This window comes from Aeromonas sp. SER (genome assembly GCF_038739615.1).
Classification (GTDB): domain Bacteria; phylum Pseudomonadota; class Gammaproteobacteria; order Enterobacterales; family Aeromonadaceae; genus Aeromonas; species Aeromonas jandaei.
Window position 1 is genome coordinate 161,518 of the sequence record NZ_JBCGFC010000001.1, and the last position, 17,316, is coordinate 178,833.

The window sequence follows — 17,316 nt, forward strand, 5'->3', positions numbered from 1 at the left end:
GAAAAAGATGAAGAAAGGATTTTCCAAGATTGCCCTGGCGCTGTTTGCCGCCGGTTTCGCCTTCAGCGTCTCTGCCGCTGATATCAAGGTAGGTGTCGCCTCCGATGCCACCTCGCTGGATCCGCAGGAGCAGCTCTCCGGTCAGACCCTGGAGATGTCGCACCTGGTATTCGATCCCCTGATGCGTTACACCCAGGATCTGAAATTCGAGCCGCGTCTGGCCGAGAAGTATGAGCGTGTTGACGACAAGACCGTCCGCTTCCACCTGCGCAAAGGGGTCAAGTTCCACTCCGGTAACGACTTTACCGCCGATGACGTGGTATGGACCGTCAACCGTCTGAAGTCCTCTGTCGACTTCAAGGCGATCTTCGACCCCATCGTCGAAGTGAAGAAGGTAGATGACTACACCGTCGATCTGATCACCGCGAAGCCCTTCCCGCTGATCCTGCAGACCGTCACCTACATCTTCCCGATGGACTCCAAGTTCTATACCGGCAAGACCGAAGCGGGCAAAGACAAGGCCGAGATCGTCAAGAACGGCGACTCCTATGCCTCTACCCACGTCTCCGGTACCGGCCCGTTCACCGTCAAGTTCCGCGAGCAGGGCGTGAAGCTCGATTATGCCCGCAACCCCAACTACTGGGACAAGGCCTCCAAGGGTAACGTCGAGAACCTGACCGTGGTGCCGATCAAGGAAGACGCGACCCGCGTAGCCGCTCTGCTGGGTGGTGACGTGGATGTGATCTACCCGGTTGCGCCGAACGATCTGGAGCGGGTGAAGAATGGCAAGGACTCCCAGCTGGTCACCCTGTCCGGTACCCGCGCCATCATCATCGAGCTGAACCAGAACACCAACCCGGCGCTGAAAGACAAGCGCGTGCGCCAGGCGATCAACTACGCCATCAACCAGGTGGGTATCGTCGAGAAGATCAACAAGGGCTTCGGTACCCCGGCCGGCCAGCTGAGCCCGAAAGGCTATGCCGGTCACAACGAAGCGCTGGTGCCCCAGTATGATCTGGCCAAAGCCAAGCAGCTGATGAAAGAAGCCGGTCATGAGAAGGGCTTCAAGATGACCTTCATTGCCCCGGCAGCCCGTTACGTCAACGACGTCAAGATTGCCCAGGCGGTCTCCGCCATGCTGGCCAAGATCAACATCAAGGTGGATCTGAAGACCATGCCGGTGGCCCAGTACTGGCCGGAGTTTGACAAGTGCGCCGCCGACATGCAGATGATTGGCTGGCACTCCGACACTGAAGATACCGCGAACTTCTTCGAGTTCCTGACCTTCACCAAGGATGCCAAGACCGGTATGGGTCAGTACAACTGCGCCGGCTATGCCAACGCAGAGGCTGACAAGCTGGTCGAGCAGGCCAACGCCGAGACCGATCCGGCCAAGCGTGCCGAGATGCTGAAGAAGGTGGAAGCCATGGTGATCGAGGATGCAGCTTATGTGCCGCTGCACTGGGAAGATCTGGCCTATGGCGCCAAGAAGAACGTTGACATCAAGCCGGTGGTCAACGTGATGAACTTCCCTTACTTCGGCGATCTGGTGGTCGGCAAGTAAGCGAACGTCACAAGGAAGGACGGGGCGGAGTGGTCAGCTGGCCACTCTGCCTGCTAACAGAAGCCTGTGCCACGACACAGGCCACGTAGAAGGACAAGCATGTTTACATTCCTGCTGAAACGGTTCTATCAGGCCGTGATAGTGATGTTCGTCATCAGCCTGGTCGCCTTCTCCATCCAGGACAACCTGGGGGATCCGTTGCGCGAGCTGGTGGGACAATCCGTCTCCGAAGCCCAGCGCCACGAATTGCGCGAGAAGATGGGCCTCAACGATCCCTTCCTCGTCAAATACAGCCGCTTTTTGAAAAATGCGGTGCACGGGGATCTGGGTACTTCCTACTTTTTCAAGCGACCGGCTCTTGAGGTGATCCTCGACAAGCTGGTGGCTACCCTTGAGCTGGTTTTTGCCGCCGCGCTCATCATCGTCGTGGTCTCCATTCCGCTGGGAGTCTACTCGGCGATCCGGCCGCGCAGCATTCCCACCAAGATAATCATGGCGGGGAGCAGTATCGGCATTTCGATCCCGGTGTTCCTGACCGCCATCATGCTGATGTATCTCTTCTCCATCCAGCTGGGCTGGCTGCCGGCCTATGGTCGCGGCGAGACCCGCAACCTGCTGGGCTGGGAGTCGGGCTTCTTCACCTGGGACGGCATCAAGCACCTGATCCTGCCTGCGGTGTCGCTCTCCTCCATCATGCTGCCGCTGTTTATCCGGCTGGTGCGCTCCGAGATGCTGGAGCAGCTCTCCTCCGAATACGTCAAGTTCGCCCGTGCCAAGGGGCTGGATAACAACAAGGTCTACTACCAGCACGCCCTGAAGAACACCATGCTGCCGGTCATTACCGTCGGTGGTGTGCAGATAGGCACCATGGTGGCCTACACCATCCTGACCGAGAGCGTGTTCCAGTGGCCGGGGACCGGCTTCCTGTTCCTCGAGGCGATCCACCGGGTCGATACCCCGCTGATCACCGCCTACGTCATCTTCGTCGGCTTGATCTTCGTGGTGACCAATACCCTGGTCGACCTGCTCTACGGGTTGATCAACCCGACCGTTAACCTGACTGCCAAGGGGTAAGCGCATGACTAATGCTGTAACTGCAAGCCCAAGCCGTTGGGCACGTTTCAAGAACTCCGACATCGTCTACTACTTCCTGCGGGACAAGGTAGCCATGTTCAGCTTTGCGGTGTTCGTGGTGTTCGTGGTGGCTGCCTTGCTGGCCCCCTGGATCGCCCCGCACAACGTCTATGACCAGACCAGCTTCGACCTGATGGATGCCGAACTGCCTCCTTCATGGCTGGATGGCGGCGAGGAACGCTTCTGGCTCGGCACCGACAACCAGGGACGGGATATCTGGAGCACCATCCTTTATGGTGCCCGAATCTCCCTCACCATCGGCCTGTTTGCGGTGGGTCTGCAGCTGGTGCTGGGGATTGTCATCGGTTTGATCGCCGGCTACTTTGGCGGTCGCATCGATAACCTCTTGATGCGCTTTGCCGACGTGCAGCTGTCGTTCTCCACCATGATGGTGGCGATCATCATCTCCGCCATCTTTCAGGCGACCTTTGGCTCCGAGTTCTACTCGCGCTTTGCCATCGTGATGCTGGTGGTGATCATCGGGATTGCCGAGTGGCCGCAGTACGCCCGTACCGTGCGCGCCTCGGTGCTGGCCGAGAAGAAGAAGGAGTATGTGGAGGCGGCCAAGGTGATGGGATTCCGCGCCCCGCGCATAATGTTCCGCCACATTCTGCCCAACTGCCTGTCGCCGATTCTGGTTATCTCCACCGTGCAGGTGGCCAACGCCATCATGAGTGAGGCGGCGCTCTCCTTCCTCGGTCTGGGGATGCCGGTTGATCAACCCTCGCTCGGTTCGCTTATCAGCGTCGGCTTCAACTACATCTTCTCCGGCTCCTGGTGGATCACCGCCTTCCCGGGCATCTGTCTGGTGGTGCTGGTGCTGGTCATCAACCTGCTGGGTGACTGGTTGCGGGATGTGTTTAACCCCAAGATCTACAAAGGGTAATCCGGGTCAGAAACGCAAAATAAGAAGGGCGCCAATGAGGCGCCCTTCTTTTGTTTGATAGCTTTAAGCGTTATCAGGCTTGTAACCAGCTTTCGATACTGTGCTGGATGCCTGCATCGTCCAGACCGAGCAGGGCATAGATCTCCTGCTGGGTACCCTGTTCCACGAAGCGATCCGGCAGGCCGAGGTTGAGCACCGGCTTGCACTGCTTATTGCGCATCAGCAGCTCGTTCACCGCCGAACCGGCGCCGCCCATGATGGCATTGTCTTCGATGGTGACGAACTGATCGTGGCTGGCCGCCAGCGACAGCACCAGCGCCTCATCCATCGGTTTGACGAAGCGCATATCAACTAGGGTGGCATCAAGTGCTTCGGCCGCCGCTTTGGCGTGTTGCAGCAGAGTGCCAAACGCCAGAATGGCGGTGCCTTTGCCCTCTCGAATGATGCGTCCCTTGCCAATCTCCAGCGCCTGCATCTCCTGCGAGATGGGGGTATCGCTCAGGCTGCTGCCACGTGGGTAGCGCACCGCGGCAGGCCCCTGATGGCGATAGCCGGTATAGAGCATCTGACGGCATTCGTTCTCGTCGGAGGGGGTCATGATCACCATGTTGGGCACGGTGCGCAGGAAGCTGATGTCGAACGCGCCCTGATGGGTCGGGCCATCGGCGCCCACCAGACCGGCCCGATCGATGGCGAACAGCACCGGCAGCTCTTGCAGCGCCACGTCGTGGATCACCTGATCGTAGGCGCGTTGCAGGAAGCTCGAATAGATGGCGACCACCGGCTTCTTGTCGGCAATGGCGAGACCGGCAGCAAAAGTGACCGCGTGCTGCTCGGCAATGGCCACATCGAAGTAGCGATCCGGATACTGTTGGCTGAATTTCACCAGCCCGGAGCCTTCGCGCATGGCAGGGGTGATGCCGACCAGCTTCTCGTCTTTGGCGGCCATGTCACACAGCCACTGGCCGAAGATGGCGGAGAAGGTGGGCTTGGCACCACTCGCCTTGGGAAGGGCGCACTCGTCCGGATTGAACTTGGGCACGGCGTGATAACCGATGGGGTCTTTCTCCGCCGGCTCATAGCCCTTGCCCTTCTTGGTCTTGACGTGCAGCAGCTGCGGGCCCTTGAGGTTGCGCATGTTGCGCAGGGTCTCGACCAGTGCCTCGATATCGTGACCGTCGATGGGGCCGATGTAGTTGAAGCCGAACTCCTCGAACAGGGTGCCGGGCACCACCATCCCCTTGAGGTGCTCTTCGGCCCGCTTGGCCAGCTCCTTGACCGGCGGCAGACCGGCCAGCACCTTCTTGCCGCCTTCGCGGATGGTGGTGTAGAGCTTGCCAGACATGACTCGGGCCAGATGGTTGTTGAGCGCGCCGACATTCTCGGAGATGGACATCTCGTTGTCGTTGAGGATCACCAGCATGTCTTTATGGACGTCGCCGGCGTGGTTGAGCGCTTCAAAAGCCATCCCCGCCGTGATGGCGCCATCACCGATCACCGCAACGACCTTGCGGCCCAGCCCTTCACTCTCGGCGGCAACCGCCATACCGAGAGCGGCTCCGATGGAGGTGCTGGAGTGGCCGACGGAGAGCACGTCGTATTCGCTCTCGCCACGCCAGGGGAAGGGGTGCAGACCATCCTTCTGACGAATGGTGTGGATCTGGTCACGGCGCCCGGTCAGGATCTTGTGGGGATAGGCCTGATGGCCCACGTCCCAGATCAGCCGATCGAACGGGGTGTTGTAGACGTAGTGCAGGGCCACGGTCAGTTCGACCGTGCCGAGCCCGGAGGCAAAGTGTCCGCTGGAGCGGCTGACGGAGCGCAGCAGATATTCGCGCAGCTCGTTGCACAGCACCGGTAGCCGCTCTTTGGGCAGGGAACGCAGCTCTATCGGGGTGTCCGCGAGGGCCAGGTTGGGGAAATTGCTAATATCAACGCTCATTTTTTAACTGTTATCCAGCGTTTAGTGGGTTCGCTCGATGATGTAATCGGCGAACGCTTCCAGAATGTCGGTATTGTAGGGCAAGGATTGCAGGGCTGTTAAGGCTTTACCGTGCAGTTCGCGAGCCAGCTCACGGGCGTTTTCGAGTCCAAGCAGGGCCGGATAGGTACTCTTCTCCAGCGCCAGATCGGAGCCTTGCGGTTTGCCCAGGGTGGCGGTGTCGCCGGTGATGTCGAGGATGTCATCCTGCACCTGGAAGGCGAGGCCGATGGCGGAGGCATAGGTTTGCAGCGCCGTCAGGGTCGCTTCGTCCACATTCTCCTTGCACAGGGCGCCAAGAGTGACGGCGCACTCGATGAGTGCCCCCGTCTTGTGGCGGTGTACCTGCTCCAGCTCGGCGAGCGTGATCCGGCGTCCTTCCGCTTGCAGATCCAGCGCCTGACCGCCGCACATACCGAGATAGCCGGAGGCGCGGGCGAGGGTGCTCAGCATGCGCACCCGGTTGGCCAGCAGTGTCTCTGGCATGGGGTGATCGGCCAGAATGGAGAACGCCAGCGTCTGCAGCGCATCACCCGCCAGAATCGCGGTGCCTTCATCAAAGGCCTTGTGAACGGTCGGCTGGCCGCGACGCAAATCGTCGTCATCCATGGCGGGCAGATCGTCGTGCAGCAGCGAGTAGGCGTGGATGCACTCCACCGCGGCGGCCGGGCCATCGAGCAGTTCGCTCTTTACCCCCAGCATCTCGCCGACGGCGTAGACCAGAAAAGGACGAACCCGCTTGCCGCCCAGCAGCAAGCCATATTTCATGGCATCGCGCAGGCGCGGCGCCATGGCAGGCAAGGATTCAAGTTGTGCTGACAGACAGTCGTCAATACGCTGACGATGCAGACGGGAAAAATGGTCCAGCGCCACTCACTCTTCTCCTTGTTCTGGCTGGAAGGGGGCAAGCTGGTCACTGCCATCGGCTTTGCTCAGCAGGATCTGGATCTTCTGTTCTGCCTGTTCCAGCTTCTGCTGGCCGGCACGCACCAGATGGACTCCTTGCTCGAACTGCTTGAGCGCCTCTTCCAGCGGGAGGGAACCTTGCTCCAGCTGATGAACGATGGTTTCCAGCTCTTCCAGAGTGGCATCAAAACTCAGACGGTCGATTTTTTTACTGGCCATGTCCATCCTCGGGGATTGAAAAAAACGGCTTATATTAACATCGACCGCCCAGCGGGGGGAGGCTGAAAACGCCTGAGCCGCAAACTCTCGACAAATCGGTCGATAATGAGCTCTCTCCCCCTTCGGATGGAAACTTGCCGCCGGGGCCGCAATAGCAGAAAATTCAACGGCGTATAATAGTGCATCAGCACAGATGACAGGAGTAGGACGTGGATCTAGGTAGTCTGATAGGCATAGTGCTGGGCTTCGGTGTGGTGATATACGGCATGTTGCTGGGTGGCCCCGTCACCATGTATGTGGACATGCCCTCTGTCTATATCACCATTCTGGGCTCCATCTTTATTGCCATGATGAAGTTCAACCTTGGCCAGTTCCTGATGGCGTTCAAGGTGGCAGGTAAAGCTTTTATGTACAAGGGCGACAAGCTGGAAGATCTCATTACCAAGGCGGTTGAGCTGGCCGATGCATCCCGCAAGGGGGGCTTTCTGGCGCTGGAAGCGGCGGAAATCCCCAATCCCTTCATGAAAAAAGGGATCGATATGCTGGTGGATGGTCACGATGCCGATGTGGTGCGTGGCGTGCTGGAGAAGGATATCGAGCTGACCTCCGAACGTCATGTCATCGCCATCAAGGTATTCCGCACTCTGGGGGATCTCGGCCCGGCCATGGGCATGATAGGTACGCTGGTGGGGCTGGTGGCAATGTTGGCAAACATGAGCGATCCCAAGTCTATCGGCCCGGCCATGGCGGTGGCATTGCTCACGACCCTATATGGCGCTATCGAGGCCAACATGATCGCGATCCCGATTGCCGACAAGCTGGAGCTGCGCAGTGGCGAGGAGCGGCTCTGCCGCACGCTGATCCTCGATGCCATCATGGGCATTCAGGATGGCCAGAATCCGCGGGTGATCCAGACCATGTTGCAGAACTATTTGCATCAATCCAAACGCAATAACGGCGCGGAGTAGGGGGCTTTATGTCCAAATGCAAATGTCCGCCGCCGGGGTTACCCGGTTACATGGGGACTTTCGCCGATCTGATGTCGCTATTGATGTGCTTCTTCGTGTTGCTGCTCTCGTTTGCCGAGATGGACGTACAGAAATTCAAGCAGATCGCCGGTTCCATGGAGAAGGCATTCGGCGTGCAGAATATTCTGGAAGTGAAGGATATTCCCAAGGGTACCTCGGTGATTGCCCAGGAGTTTCGGCCGGGCCGGCCGGAGCCGACCCCCATCGATACCATCATGCAGCAGACTATCGACATGACCCAGACCGAGCTGGAGTTTCTGCCCGGTGAGTCGGACCAGGCTGGCGGGCAGGACCAAACCGATGGCAAGCAGACCGGTGGCGATACGGCTCAGGATGCGCACCAGGCGCAGCAACAATCCAATGAGCTGGCTAAAGCGCTCGCCGAACAGATGAAGTCCCAGATCCAGGATGGGGCGATTGAGATCGAGGCGCTGGGTCAGCAGATCATCATCAGGATCCGGGAGAAGGCGTCATTTCCTGCCGGCTCGGCTTTTCTGCAGCCCCAGTTCTGGCCGGTTATCCGTAAAGTTGCCGAGTTGCTCAAGGATGTGCCGGGGGAGATCACCATCTCCGGCCACACCGATAACGTGGCAACCCATGACGAGCTGTTCCAGTCAAACTGGGAGCTTTCAACCCAGCGTGCGGTAGCGGTCGCTCATCAGATGATCAAGGTGCCCGGTTTTGATCAGGGGCGGCTGGTGGTGCAGGGAATGGCAGATTCCCAGCCGCTGGTGCCCAACAATACCCCGGAGAACCGGCGGGCGAACCGGCGCGTGGAGATCTCCATCATGCAGGGCAAGCCCACTGTCTCGACTCCCATCTCGGTGCCGAAAGCAGAGTGATGATGAGTCGCAAAGCGAGATCTGCATCAGGGAGCTGACATGGATTTTGTGCCGGCTTCATATTAAGATGCCCTATCCGAACCGACTGCTGCGGCTTTCTTGCTGATCGCCGCAGCTTCTATTTTCAAGCAACCCAGGTTTCGACTATGAACCATACTCCGATGACTGTTCGCGGTGCTGAGAAGCTGCGCGAAGAGCTCGAATATCTCAAGACCGAGCTGCGTCCCCAGATTATCGAAGCGATTGCCGATGCCCGTGAGCACGGTGATCTGAAGGAAAACGCCGAATACCATGCTGCCCGCGAGCAGCAGGGGTTCTGTGAAGGCCGCATTCAGGAGATTGAAGCCAAGCTCTCCAATGCTCAGGTGATCGATGTCACCAAGATGACCAACAATGGCCGCATCATTTTTGGCGCGACCGTGACCCTGCTCAAGAGCGAGACTGAGGAAGAGGTTGTCTACCGCATCGTGGGTGATGATGAGGCCGACATCAAACAGAACCTTATCTCCGTCAATTCACCGATTGCCCGCGCCCTGATCGGCAAGGAAGTAGACGATGTGGCCATCGTCAAGACTCCGGCTGGTGACGTGGAGTACGAAGTGCTGGAAGTCGCTTATCTCTAAGCGCTGCAGTATTTGATTGGACAGGGGAGCGGGTGCTCCCCTGTTTCTCTTTACCCGGCCTGGTAGGCCTCGGTAAAGGCATCCTGATGACGTTGAAACAACCAGTGGCGCAGGCGCTCTATGTCGCTTTCGCTCATCTGGAAGCTGATCGCCCAGGTGGCGCTGGCCGGGTTGGATTTGATTAACCTGACCAATCGTCCCTGCAGTGGCAGAGGTTCCTCCTCATCGAGACAGAGTTCGCCGTTGAGCTGTGTATCCGCCACCATGCCGAGAGGCATGTGCTCAACGATGAGCCCGTTGAGGGAGAGGCTGAGCACCTGATAGTGCCCCTGCTCGGTATGCAACCGCGCTTTCTGGCTGAGTCGCCAGGCGCGAGGGCGGGCAAACCCCAGCTCCCTGATCACCGGAGCAGATAGACATGGCTCGATAAAGCCATCTTCTCTTTGGGTAAAGGTGAGGGGAAAGCGTAGCTGGTGTCCTGCGAAGCGGGCTTCGAGTACGAGGTTGTCGGCTTTTTGCAGCAAGCCAAGCATGGGGCCGTCGAGGTGACCACTCAGGAGATGACTCTCCTGATTGCTCCCCAAGTCCCGCAGCATGGCCAGCTCATCGTCGGTTAGAATTTGATGGTGAGCCATAGCGCGTGTCCGGAAGTATTCATCGCAGGTTAAGGGGTTGGCGACTACTTTGGCAAGCGACTCGGGAAGAAGTGGAAGAAGGAAAGAGCTGCGCTCTTTCCTTTTATTTGCGGGGCAGCTGGATCTTGGGTTCGTTGGCCTGACGATAAATGGTCAGCACATGGCCCATGCTCTGTACTTTGACTGAACCGGTTTCACGGACGATGGCATCCATAACCAGTTGTTTCATCTCACGATCTTCAGACGCAACCTTAACCTTGATCAGCTCGTGATGGTTCAGTGCCAGATCGATCTCGGCCAGTACGCCTTCGGTCAGACCATGCTGACCCAGCAGGACGACAGGTTTGAGGCTGTGGGCAAGGCCCTTGAGGTACTGTTTCTGTTTGTTGTTGAGAATCATCGCAATTTCTTCATAAGTCAGGGTTGAAAGGGGCGTATTCTACCCCCACTTAGCCCTTAATACTAATAACCCTTGTGGTTTTTTAAAGTCGATTATCATGACCCAGAAAAAACATTCCCCCAGTTCAACCCGCTGGTTAAAAGAGCATTTTGACGATCAATACGTCAAAAAAGCCCAGAAGTTGGGACTGAGATCCCGTGCCGTGTTCAAGATCGACGAGATCCAGGGCAAGGACAAACTGCTCAAGCCGGGCATGACGGTGGTGGATCTGGGGGCGGCCCCCGGTGGCTGGTCCCAGTTCGCCATCGACCAGGTCGGTGACAAGGGGCGGGTGATCGCCTGCGATATTCTGCCGATGGATTCCATCGCCGGTGTCGATTTCCTTCAGGGCGACTTTCGGGAGGAAGCTGTACTGGGCGCGCTGCTGGAACGGGTAGGCCCGGACAAGGTAGATGTCGTCATGTCCGACATGGCGCCAAACATGAGCGGTACCCAGCAGGTGGATCAGGCTCGTTCCATGTATCTGGTCGAACTGGCGCTGGACATGTGCAATCAGGTATTGCGTGGTGACGGCAGTTTCGTGGTGAAAGTGTTTCAGGGAGAGGGGTTTGATGCCTATCTCAATGAAATTCGTCAACTTTTTACCACTGTCAAGATTCGTAAACCAGACTCGTCCCGCGCTCGTTCACGGGAAGTCTACATTGTGGCTACCGGTTTTAAACTGTAGTACCCTAACCTTCATCGTTAACTGTCAGTCTGCGAGGTTACTGATTTGAGTGACATGGCGAAAAATTTAATCCTGTGGCTGGTCATCGCCGTCGTGTTGATGTCGGTGTTCAATAGCTTCAGCCCCAGCGATACCTCCAGTCGCCAGCTGGACTATTCCAGCTTCGTTAAAGAGGTGACCCAAGAGCAGATCCGTGAAGTGCGGATGGACGGTAAGGTCATTAATGGCGTCAAGCGTACTGGTGAGCGTTTCACCACCATCATTCCGGCGCCGGATCCCCAGCTCCTCAACGACATGCTCAATCACAACGTCAAAGTGATGGGCGAGAAGCCGGAAGAGCCGTCTTTGCTGACCTCTATCTTCATCTCCTGGTTCCCGATGCTGCTGCTGATCGGTGTCTGGGTCTTCTTCATGCGTCAGATGCAGGGCGGCGGTGGCAAAGGTGCCATGTCGTTTGGCAAGAGCAAGGCTCGCCTGATGAGTGAAGATCAGATCAAGACCACTTTTGCTGACGTAGCTGGTTGCGACGAAGCCAAGGAAGAGGTGAAGGAGCTGGTCGATTATCTGCGCGACCCCAGCAAATTCCAGAAACTGGGTGGCAAGATCCCGACCGGCGTACTGCTGGTAGGTCCTCCCGGTACCGGTAAAACCCTGCTGGCGAAGGCCATTGCGGGTGAGGCCAAGGTGCCTTTCTTCACCATCTCGGGTTCCGATTTCGTGGAGATGTTCGTAGGTGTCGGTGCCTCCCGGGTACGCGACATGTTCGAGCAGGCCAAGAAATCCTCCCCCTGCATCATCTTCATCGATGAAATCGACGCCGTCGGTCGCCAGCGTGGCGCCGGTTTGGGCGGTGGTCACGATGAGCGTGAGCAGACTCTGAACCAGATGCTGGTCGAGATGGATGGCTTTGAGGGCAATGAAGGCATCATCGTCATTGCTGCTACCAACCGTCCTGACGTACTGGATCCGGCATTGCTGCGTCCGGGCCGTTTCGACCGTCAGGTTGTGGTTGGTCTGCCAGATGTTCGTGGTCGTGAACAGATCCTGAAAGTGCACATGCGCAAGGTTCCGTTGGCTGATGACGTCAACCCGGCGCTGATTGCGCGTGGTACTCCGGGTTTCTCCGGTGCTGATCTGGCCAACCTGGTCAACGAAGCTGCGCTCTTCTCAGCTCGCGAAAGTCGCCGAGTGGTCTCCATGGCTGAGTTCGAGAAGGCGAAGGACAAGATCATGATGGGCGCAGAACGCCGCTCCATGGTGATGAAAGAGTCCGAGAAGGAGATGACGGCCTATCACGAAGCTGGTCACGCCATTATAGGTCGTGTAGTTCCTGATCATGATCCCGTCTACAAGGTCTCCATCATTCCGCGCGGCCGTGCGCTGGGTGTAACCATGTACCTCCCTGAGCAAGATCGGTGGAGCCACTCCAAACAGCATCTGGAGTCCATGATCTCCAGCCTGTATGGCGGTCGTCTGGCGGAAGAGCTGATTTACGGTGCCGAGAAGGTATCGACCGGTGCGTCCAATGATATCGAGCGAGCTACCGATATCGCGCGCAAAATGGTGACCCAGTGGGGTATGTCCGAGCGTCTCGGCCCGATGCTTTATGCGGAAGAAGATGGCGAGGTGTTCCTCGGTCGCAGCATGGCCAAGGCCAAGCACATGTCAGACGACACTGCTCGTATCATCGATGCCGAAGTGAAGCAGGTCATTGATCGCAACTACGACCGCGCCAAGCAGATCCTGCTGGATAACATGGATGTACTGCACAGCATGAAAGATGCGCTGATGAAGTACGAAACCATCGATGCCAAGCAGATCGATGATCTGATGGCTCGCCGCGAGGTTCGCGCCCCGAGCAACTGGCACGACGAGCACGGAGATACGCCACAAGGCGGATCAACTGTTGCAGCAGAGCCCAAGCCGGCAGCTGCGGACGAGAGTGCTCCGGTTGCGGATGCCAATATCGACAAAGCCAACGACATCCCGGCTAAATAAATCCTGTTGTTGAAAACCCCGGGCTTGCCCGGGGTTTTTATTTTGCGAATGGAAGTGAAGATGCAGCTGATTAGCAAGGGGCTTAGCCTCTCCCTCGAACGTCCCCAGGTGATGGGGATCCTCAATGTGACTCCCGACTCCTTCTCCGATGGCGGCCATTTCAACCAGATTGAACGGGCTGTGGCCCATGCCCGTCAAATGGTGGCGGATGGGGCGACCCTTATCGATATCGGTGGCGAGTCGACCCGTCCGGGAGCGCCGGATGTGAGTGAGCAGGAGGAGCTGGACAGGGTTATCCCGGTTGTTGAACGACTGGTGAGCGAATGTGATGTGATGCTCTCGCTTGACACCTCCAAGGCGGTAGTAATGAGAGAAGGCTGCAAGGCTGGGGCTCATTTGATTAACGATGTGAGGGCGCTGCTGGAGCCGGGAGCGCTTGATGCTGCCGCTGAAGCGCGTGTTCCGGTTTGCTTGATGCACATGCAGGGGCAGCCGAGAACCATGCAGGTCGAGCCGTACTATGACGACCTGGTAGGGGAGGTGAAAGCCTTCTTTGACGAACGGATTGCAGCCTGCTTGGCCGCCGGGATAGCCCGTGAGCAGCTGCTGCTGGATCCGGGCTACGGTTTTGGCAAGACGCTGGTACACAACTATCAGCTGCTGGCCGCCCAGCGAGAGTTGCTTGACTACGGTCTTCCGCTCTTGGTGGGAATGTCGCGAAAGTCTATGATAGGCAACCTGCTGAACCGCCCTGTGGGTGAACGTCTGGCTGGCAGTCTGGCTTGTGCCCTTATAGGCATGCAGCACGGAGCCAGGATCATCAGGGTTCACGATGTGCGGGAGACCATGGATGCGTTGCGGGTTGGCTGGCAGGCCATGACGGGACAAGATTTCATTTCCAGATAAAAAAGAGAACAGACAATGGCAAGAAAGTATTTCGGCACAGATGGTGTGCGCGGCAAAGTCGGCGAATATCCCATTACTCCTGATTTTGTAATGAAGCTGGGCTGGGCCGCGGGCAAGGTGCTCTCCAAGAAGGGCACCAAAAAGGTGCTGATTGGCAAAGATACCCGAATTTCTGGCTATATGTTGGAATCAGCGCTGGAAGCGGGTCTCTCTGCCGCCGGTCTCAAAGCCATACTGATGGGCCCCATGCCCACTCCGGCCGTTGCCTACCTGACCCGCACCTTCCGTGCCGAGGCCGGCATCGTTATCAGCGCCTCGCACAATCCCTTCTATGACAACGGCATCAAGTTCTTCTCCGCTGACGGTACCAAACTGCCAGATGATGTCGAGATGGCTATTGAAGCCGAGCTTGATCACGAGCTCAAGTGCGTCGAATCTGCCGAGCTCGGCAAAGCGCTGCGTATTGATGATGCCGCGGGCCGCTATATCGAGTTTTGCAAGAGCACCTTCCCTTCCAACATGAATCTGGACGGGTTGAAGATGGTAGTCGATTGTGGTCATGGGGCAACCTACCATATCGCGCCTTCTGTGTTCCGCGAATTGGGGGCCGAAGTGATCACCATGGGCTGCTCTCCGGATGGTCTCAATATCAACGATGGCGTTGGCTCGACTGCGCCCGAGGCACTGGTTGCCAAGGTGCTGGAGTGCAAGGCGGATCTCGGCGTGGCATTCGATGGTGACGGTGATCGCCTGATCATGGTGGATCACACCGGCTATCTGATCGACGGTGACGAGATCCTCTATATCATCGCGCGGGATGCTTTGCGCAACGGTCGTCTCAAGGGCGGTGTCGTCGGTACCCTGATGGCCAATATGGGTCTGGAACTGGCGTTGCAAACCCTGGGTATCCCGTTTGCCCGTGCCAAGGTGGGCGACCGCTACGTGCTGGAAATGATGGAAGAGAAGGGCTGGCGTATCGGTGGCGAGAACTCCGGTCACATCATCTGTCTTGATCAGACCACCACGGGTGATGGCATTGTTGCCGCCCTGCAGGTGCTCACTGCCATGCGCAGTGCCGAGATGCCGCTGGCCAAGTTGCGCTCCGGCATGAGCAAGTTCCCGCAAGTACTGGTGAATATTCGCTTTGCCGAAGGCAAGGATCCGCTGGCTGCAGAAGCAGTCAAGCAGGAGGTCGCCAAGGTTGAACAGGAGCTGGGCGGTCGTGGCCGAGTGCTGTTGCGTAAATCAGGTACCGAACCGCTGATCCGGGTTATGGTGGAAGGGGAGCACGAGCAACAGGTGCGTGATATGGCTCAGCGCATTGCCGATCAGGTCGAATCGGCGTTTTAATGAGCGTCCAGGGCGGCTTTTTAGCCGCCCTGGTTGTATCTTGTTCAATCGATTCAAAAAAATGAAAATAGCACTTGTCAGCTGACAATCCTCTGGATATTATCAGCCCCGCTTTCGCAAGGGAGTTGCCGATGGGACATCGCAAGCCGTTTGTAGCAGCCAACTGGAAGTTGCACGGTAGTAGGTCGCAGTTAGAGCAGTTTACGAGTCAGTGCCTGAAAGGTGTTGATGGTGATGTAGATGTTGTTCTCTGTCCATCCCATGTGCATCTCGACTTTACCGCTTCAATGCTCAATGAGCAGAAGATGATAAGGTTGGGGGCTCAGAATGTGAGCCAGCACGAGACGGGCGCTTACACGGGTGAAGTCTCGTGTGAGATGCTGGTCGAGGCAGGGTGTCGATACGTATTGGTAGGGCACTCCGAGCGCAGGCGTCTCTTTGGTGAGACCAGCTTTATCGTCGCAGAGAAGTTTGCGGCAGCCAGAGCGGCAGGTCTGATTCCCATCCTCTGTTTGGGGGAGTCAGGTGCAGCAAGGCAAGCGAGAAGAACCTTCGAGGTCATCGCAGAAGAGCTGGACATCGTCATAGAGAAAAATGGCGCGATGGCTTTCGATAATGCTATCATCGCCTACGAGCCGATTTGGGCTGTAGGTACAGGTAAATGCGCCACACCCGAGCAGGCACAAGAGGTTCATTCCTTTATTCGTGGTCGCTTGGCGGAGGATACTCCGGTAATAGGTGAGAAGATCAGAATCATCTATGGTGGGAGCGTGACGCCGACCAATGCGAGAGATTTGTTTGCCCAACCCGACGTAGATGGCGGTTTGATAGGTAGAGCGAGTCTCGATAGCGATGCGTTTTTAGGAATTGTTGAAGCGGCAAAGGGTGCAAGTTAAATGTACGAGATTCTTTTGGTCGTTTATCTGCTGGTTTCACTGGCTCTGATTGGTCTGGTGATGATTCAGCAAGGTAAAGGGGCTGATATGGGCGCCTCCTTCGGCGCAGGGGCATCGAACACAGTATTCGGCTCCAGTGGTTCAGGCAGTTTCCTGACCCGAACAACAGCGATTTTGGCTACTCTGTTTTTCGTAATCAGCTTGGTGCTTGGCTCTATGTCCAGCAACAAGGTCAAACAGGGCAGTGAATGGGAAAATCTGCAACAAACCCAACAGGTTGAGCAGACCAAAGCGCCAGTGAAGAAAGATACTGACGTTCCCGAGTAAGAGTTTTGCCGTGGTGGTGGAATTGGTAGACACGCTATCTTGAGGGGGTAGTGCTCTAGGGTGTGCGGGTTCGAGTCCCGCCCACGGCACCAATTAAGCAGTGACCCGGGTAACCGGGATGTTATAGCCAAGTCAGTCTTGTATAGAAAGAATGAAGTGGCTATAATCTCGCACGATTTCGGACGCGGGGTGGAGCAGCATGGTAGCTCGTCGGGCTCATAACCCGAAGGTCGTCGGTTCAAATCCGGCCCCCGCAACCAAATTTCACGCATTTCCTACGCTCAGGAAGGCGGTCGCTGCGAGGCGACAATCAGGGTAAAGCGCCAAGCCCCGATTTGACATCGGGGCTTTTTGTTATGTGCGATTTACTCTGAATCGATCTCTATCTGGGCTTTATGCCCTTTTTTTGTTTTTCGGAGGGTGACTTTGGCTACGTTGGAACAACGTTTGACCGATCTGCTCGAGGCTCCGGTCGTTGCCTTGGGTTTTGAACTTTGGGGTATTGAGTTTATCCGCGCGGGTAAACACTCCACCTTGCGCGTCTATATCGACGGCGAGCAGGGCGTGACCGTTGAGAACTGTGCTGAGGTCAGCCATCAGGTTGGCGCCATTATGGACGTAGAAGATCCCATCACCGAGGAGTATTACCTCGAGGTATCTTCCCCGGGTCTGGATCGCCCCCTGTTCAAGGTTGCCCAGTTCGAAAAATACGTTGGCCAAGAGGCGGCGGTAACGCTTCGGATGGCAACAAACAACCGCCGCAAGTTCAAAGGCGTAATCAAAGCTGTACAGGGCGACATGATCACTCTGACGGTAGATGGTAAGGACGAAGTGTTGGCTTTCACCAATATCCAAAAAGCGAACATTGTGCCGAACTTTGGTTAACGAGGCTAT

18 protein-coding genes and 2 tRNA genes are annotated in these 17,316 nt (G+C 57.1%); 15 read left to right on the forward strand and 5 right to left on the reverse strand.

The annotated features are described in order from the left end of the window. Positions 1–7: 7 nt before the first annotated feature. The 3 genes from AAHA41_RS00830 to AAHA41_RS00840 all read left to right on the forward strand — a co-directional run bounded on the left by AAHA41_RS00830 (position 8) and on the right by AAHA41_RS00840 (position 3,584). Positions 8–1,564, forward strand: a complete 1,557-nt coding sequence (locus AAHA41_RS00830; RefSeq protein ID WP_201960114.1) for an ABC transporter substrate-binding protein — start codon at positions 8–10, stop codon at positions 1,562–1,564. Positions 1,565–1,663: 99 nt separating this feature from the next. After that, a complete protein-coding gene (locus AAHA41_RS00835) occupies positions 1,664–2,638 on the forward strand; it encodes an ABC transporter permease (RefSeq protein ID WP_041207966.1) in 975 nt (324 codons plus the stop codon). 4 nt (positions 2,639–2,642) lie between these two features. Further along, positions 2,643–3,584 carry an ABC transporter permease gene (locus AAHA41_RS00840; protein ID WP_041207967.1) on the forward strand — a complete coding sequence of 314 codons (942 nt, stop codon included), beginning with the start codon at positions 2,643–2,645 and terminating at the stop codon, positions 3,582–3,584. Positions 3,585–3,657: 73 nt separating this feature from the next. On the opposite strand, the gene dxs is transcribed toward AAHA41_RS00840, so the two are convergent. From dxs to xseB, 3 genes are read right to left on the reverse strand one after another with little or no spacing between them, the layout of a single operon-like run. After that, on the reverse strand, positions 3,658–5,526 hold the full coding sequence (gene dxs, locus AAHA41_RS00845) for a 1-deoxy-D-xylulose-5-phosphate synthase (RefSeq protein WP_201912111.1): 1,869 nt from the start codon (positions 5,524–5,526) through the stop codon (positions 3,658–3,660). Between the two features lie 21 nt (positions 5,527–5,547). Beyond that, positions 5,548–6,438 carry a (2E,6E)-farnesyl diphosphate synthase gene (gene ispA / locus AAHA41_RS00850; RefSeq protein WP_033114147.1) on the reverse strand — a complete coding sequence of 297 codons (891 nt, stop codon included), beginning with the start codon at positions 6,436–6,438 and terminating at the stop codon, positions 5,548–5,550. Continuing rightward, positions 6,439–6,690 carry an exodeoxyribonuclease VII small subunit gene (gene xseB / locus AAHA41_RS00855; protein ID WP_041207970.1) on the reverse strand — a complete coding sequence of 84 codons (252 nt, stop codon included), beginning with the start codon at positions 6,688–6,690 and terminating at the stop codon, positions 6,439–6,441. A gap of 209 nt (positions 6,691–6,899) precedes the next feature. Between xseB and pomA the strand changes: the two genes are divergently transcribed. From pomA to greA, 3 genes are all read left to right on the forward strand, one after another. Continuing rightward, positions 6,900–7,658, forward strand: a complete 759-nt coding sequence (gene pomA / locus AAHA41_RS00860; RefSeq protein ID WP_041207971.1) for a flagellar motor protein PomA — start codon at positions 6,900–6,902, stop codon at positions 7,656–7,658. A gap of 8 nt (positions 7,659–7,666) precedes the next feature. Next, positions 7,667–8,560 carry a flagellar motor protein MotB gene (locus AAHA41_RS00865; protein WP_323068524.1) on the forward strand — a complete coding sequence of 298 codons (894 nt, stop codon included), beginning with the start codon at positions 7,667–7,669 and terminating at the stop codon, positions 8,558–8,560. 146 nt (positions 8,561–8,706) lie between these two features. Continuing rightward, the gene (gene greA, locus AAHA41_RS00870) at positions 8,707–9,183 is read left to right on the forward strand and encodes a transcription elongation factor GreA (protein ID WP_041207974.1); all 477 of its coding nucleotides are present in this window, start codon (positions 8,707–8,709) and stop codon (positions 9,181–9,183) included. A gap of 50 nt (positions 9,184–9,233) precedes the next feature. Here greA and AAHA41_RS00875 read toward each other — a convergent pair whose 3' ends face one another. Together AAHA41_RS00875 and yhbY are read right to left on the reverse strand one after the other, a co-directional pair. Next, entirely contained in the window at positions 9,234–9,818 is a 585-nt protein-coding gene (locus tag AAHA41_RS00875) for a PilZ domain-containing protein (protein ID WP_323068526.1), read from the reverse strand. Positions 9,819–9,921: 103 nt separating this feature from the next. Next, positions 9,922–10,218 carry a ribosome assembly RNA-binding protein YhbY gene (yhbY, locus tag AAHA41_RS00880; protein ID WP_033114153.1) on the reverse strand — a complete coding sequence of 99 codons (297 nt, stop codon included), beginning with the start codon at positions 10,216–10,218 and terminating at the stop codon, positions 9,922–9,924. Positions 10,219–10,315: 97 nt separating this feature from the next. On the opposite strand from yhbY, the gene rlmE reads away from it, so the two are divergent. The 9 genes from rlmE to rimP all read left to right on the forward strand — a co-directional run bounded on the left by rlmE (position 10,316) and on the right by rimP (position 17,307). Continuing rightward, entirely contained in the window at positions 10,316–10,945 is a 630-nt protein-coding gene (gene rlmE, locus AAHA41_RS00885; protein ID WP_033114154.1) for a 23S rRNA (uridine(2552)-2'-O)-methyltransferase RlmE, read from the forward strand. Between the two features lie 45 nt (positions 10,946–10,990). Next, positions 10,991–12,943 carry an ATP-dependent zinc metalloprotease FtsH gene (gene ftsH, locus AAHA41_RS00890; RefSeq protein ID WP_041207977.1) on the forward strand — a complete coding sequence of 651 codons (1,953 nt, stop codon included), beginning with the start codon at positions 10,991–10,993 and terminating at the stop codon, positions 12,941–12,943. Positions 12,944–13,003: 60 nt separating this feature from the next. Next, complete coding sequence (gene folP, locus AAHA41_RS00895) at positions 13,004–13,849, forward strand: dihydropteroate synthase (protein ID WP_255935469.1); 846 nt, start codon at positions 13,004–13,006, stop codon at positions 13,847–13,849. Positions 13,850–13,864: 15 nt separating this feature from the next. Next, a complete protein-coding gene (gene glmM / locus AAHA41_RS00900) occupies positions 13,865–15,199 on the forward strand; it encodes a phosphoglucosamine mutase (RefSeq protein ID WP_323068527.1) in 1,335 nt (444 codons plus the stop codon). 131 nt (positions 15,200–15,330) lie between these two features. Further along, positions 15,331–16,095 (forward strand): triose-phosphate isomerase, encoded by a 765-nt coding sequence (gene tpiA, locus AAHA41_RS00905; RefSeq protein WP_104015568.1) that lies wholly within the window; start codon positions 15,331–15,333, stop codon positions 16,093–16,095. After that, on the forward strand, positions 16,096–16,422 hold the full coding sequence (secG, locus tag AAHA41_RS00910; RefSeq protein ID WP_005343541.1) for a preprotein translocase subunit SecG: 327 nt from the start codon (positions 16,096–16,098) through the stop codon (positions 16,420–16,422). Between the two features lie 7 nt (positions 16,423–16,429). Then, positions 16,430–16,514: transfer RNA gene (locus AAHA41_RS00915), tRNA-Leu, on the forward strand. Positions 16,515–16,605: 91 nt separating this feature from the next. Continuing rightward, positions 16,606–16,682: transfer RNA gene (locus tag AAHA41_RS00920), tRNA-Met, on the forward strand. Between the two features lie 166 nt (positions 16,683–16,848). Beyond that, positions 16,849–17,307 carry a ribosome maturation factor RimP gene (gene rimP, locus AAHA41_RS00925; RefSeq protein ID WP_005343544.1) on the forward strand — a complete coding sequence of 153 codons (459 nt, stop codon included), beginning with the start codon at positions 16,849–16,851 and terminating at the stop codon, positions 17,305–17,307. The last annotated feature ends 9 nt before the right edge of the window (positions 17,308–17,316 follow it).

What these genes read in the sequence shown, in the direction of transcription:
- AAHA41_RS00830 (WP_201960114.1), top strand. Translation starts at nt 8, where the DNA reads ATGAAGAAAGGATTTTCCAAGATTGCCCTGGCGCTGTTTGCCGCCGGT.
- AAHA41_RS00835 (WP_041207966.1), top strand. Translation starts at nt 1,664, where the DNA reads ATGTTTACATTCCTGCTGAAACGGTTCTATCAGGCCGTGATAGTGATG.
- AAHA41_RS00840 (WP_041207967.1), top strand. Translation starts at nt 2,643, where the DNA reads ATGACTAATGCTGTAACTGCAAGCCCAAGCCGTTGGGCACGTTTCAAG.
- dxs (WP_201912111.1), bottom strand. Translation starts at nt 5,526, where the DNA reads ATGAGCGTTGATATTAGCAATTTCCCCAACCTGGCCCTCGCGGACACC.
- xseB (WP_041207970.1), bottom strand. Translation starts at nt 6,690, where the DNA reads ATGGCCAGTAAAAAAATCGACCGTCTGAGTTTTGATGCCACTCTGGAA.
- AAHA41_RS00865 (WP_323068524.1), top strand. Translation starts at nt 7,667, where the DNA reads ATGTCCAAATGCAAATGTCCGCCGCCGGGGTTACCCGGTTACATGGGG.
- greA (WP_041207974.1), top strand. Translation starts at nt 8,707, where the DNA reads ATGAACCATACTCCGATGACTGTTCGCGGTGCTGAGAAGCTGCGCGAA.
- AAHA41_RS00875 (WP_323068526.1), bottom strand. Translation starts at nt 9,818, where the DNA reads ATGGCTCACCATCAAATTCTAACCGACGATGAGCTGGCCATGCTGCGG.
- yhbY (WP_033114153.1), bottom strand. Translation starts at nt 10,218, where the DNA reads ATGATTCTCAACAACAAACAGAAACAGTACCTCAAGGGCCTTGCCCAC.
- rlmE (WP_033114154.1), top strand. Translation starts at nt 10,316, where the DNA reads ATGACCCAGAAAAAACATTCCCCCAGTTCAACCCGCTGGTTAAAAGAG.
- folP (WP_255935469.1), top strand. Translation starts at nt 13,004, where the DNA reads ATGCAGCTGATTAGCAAGGGGCTTAGCCTCTCCCTCGAACGTCCCCAG.
- glmM (WP_323068527.1), top strand. Translation starts at nt 13,865, where the DNA reads ATGGCAAGAAAGTATTTCGGCACAGATGGTGTGCGCGGCAAAGTCGGC.
- tpiA (WP_104015568.1), top strand. Translation starts at nt 15,331, where the DNA reads ATGGGACATCGCAAGCCGTTTGTAGCAGCCAACTGGAAGTTGCACGGT.
- secG (WP_005343541.1), top strand. Translation starts at nt 16,096, where the DNA reads ATGTACGAGATTCTTTTGGTCGTTTATCTGCTGGTTTCACTGGCTCTG.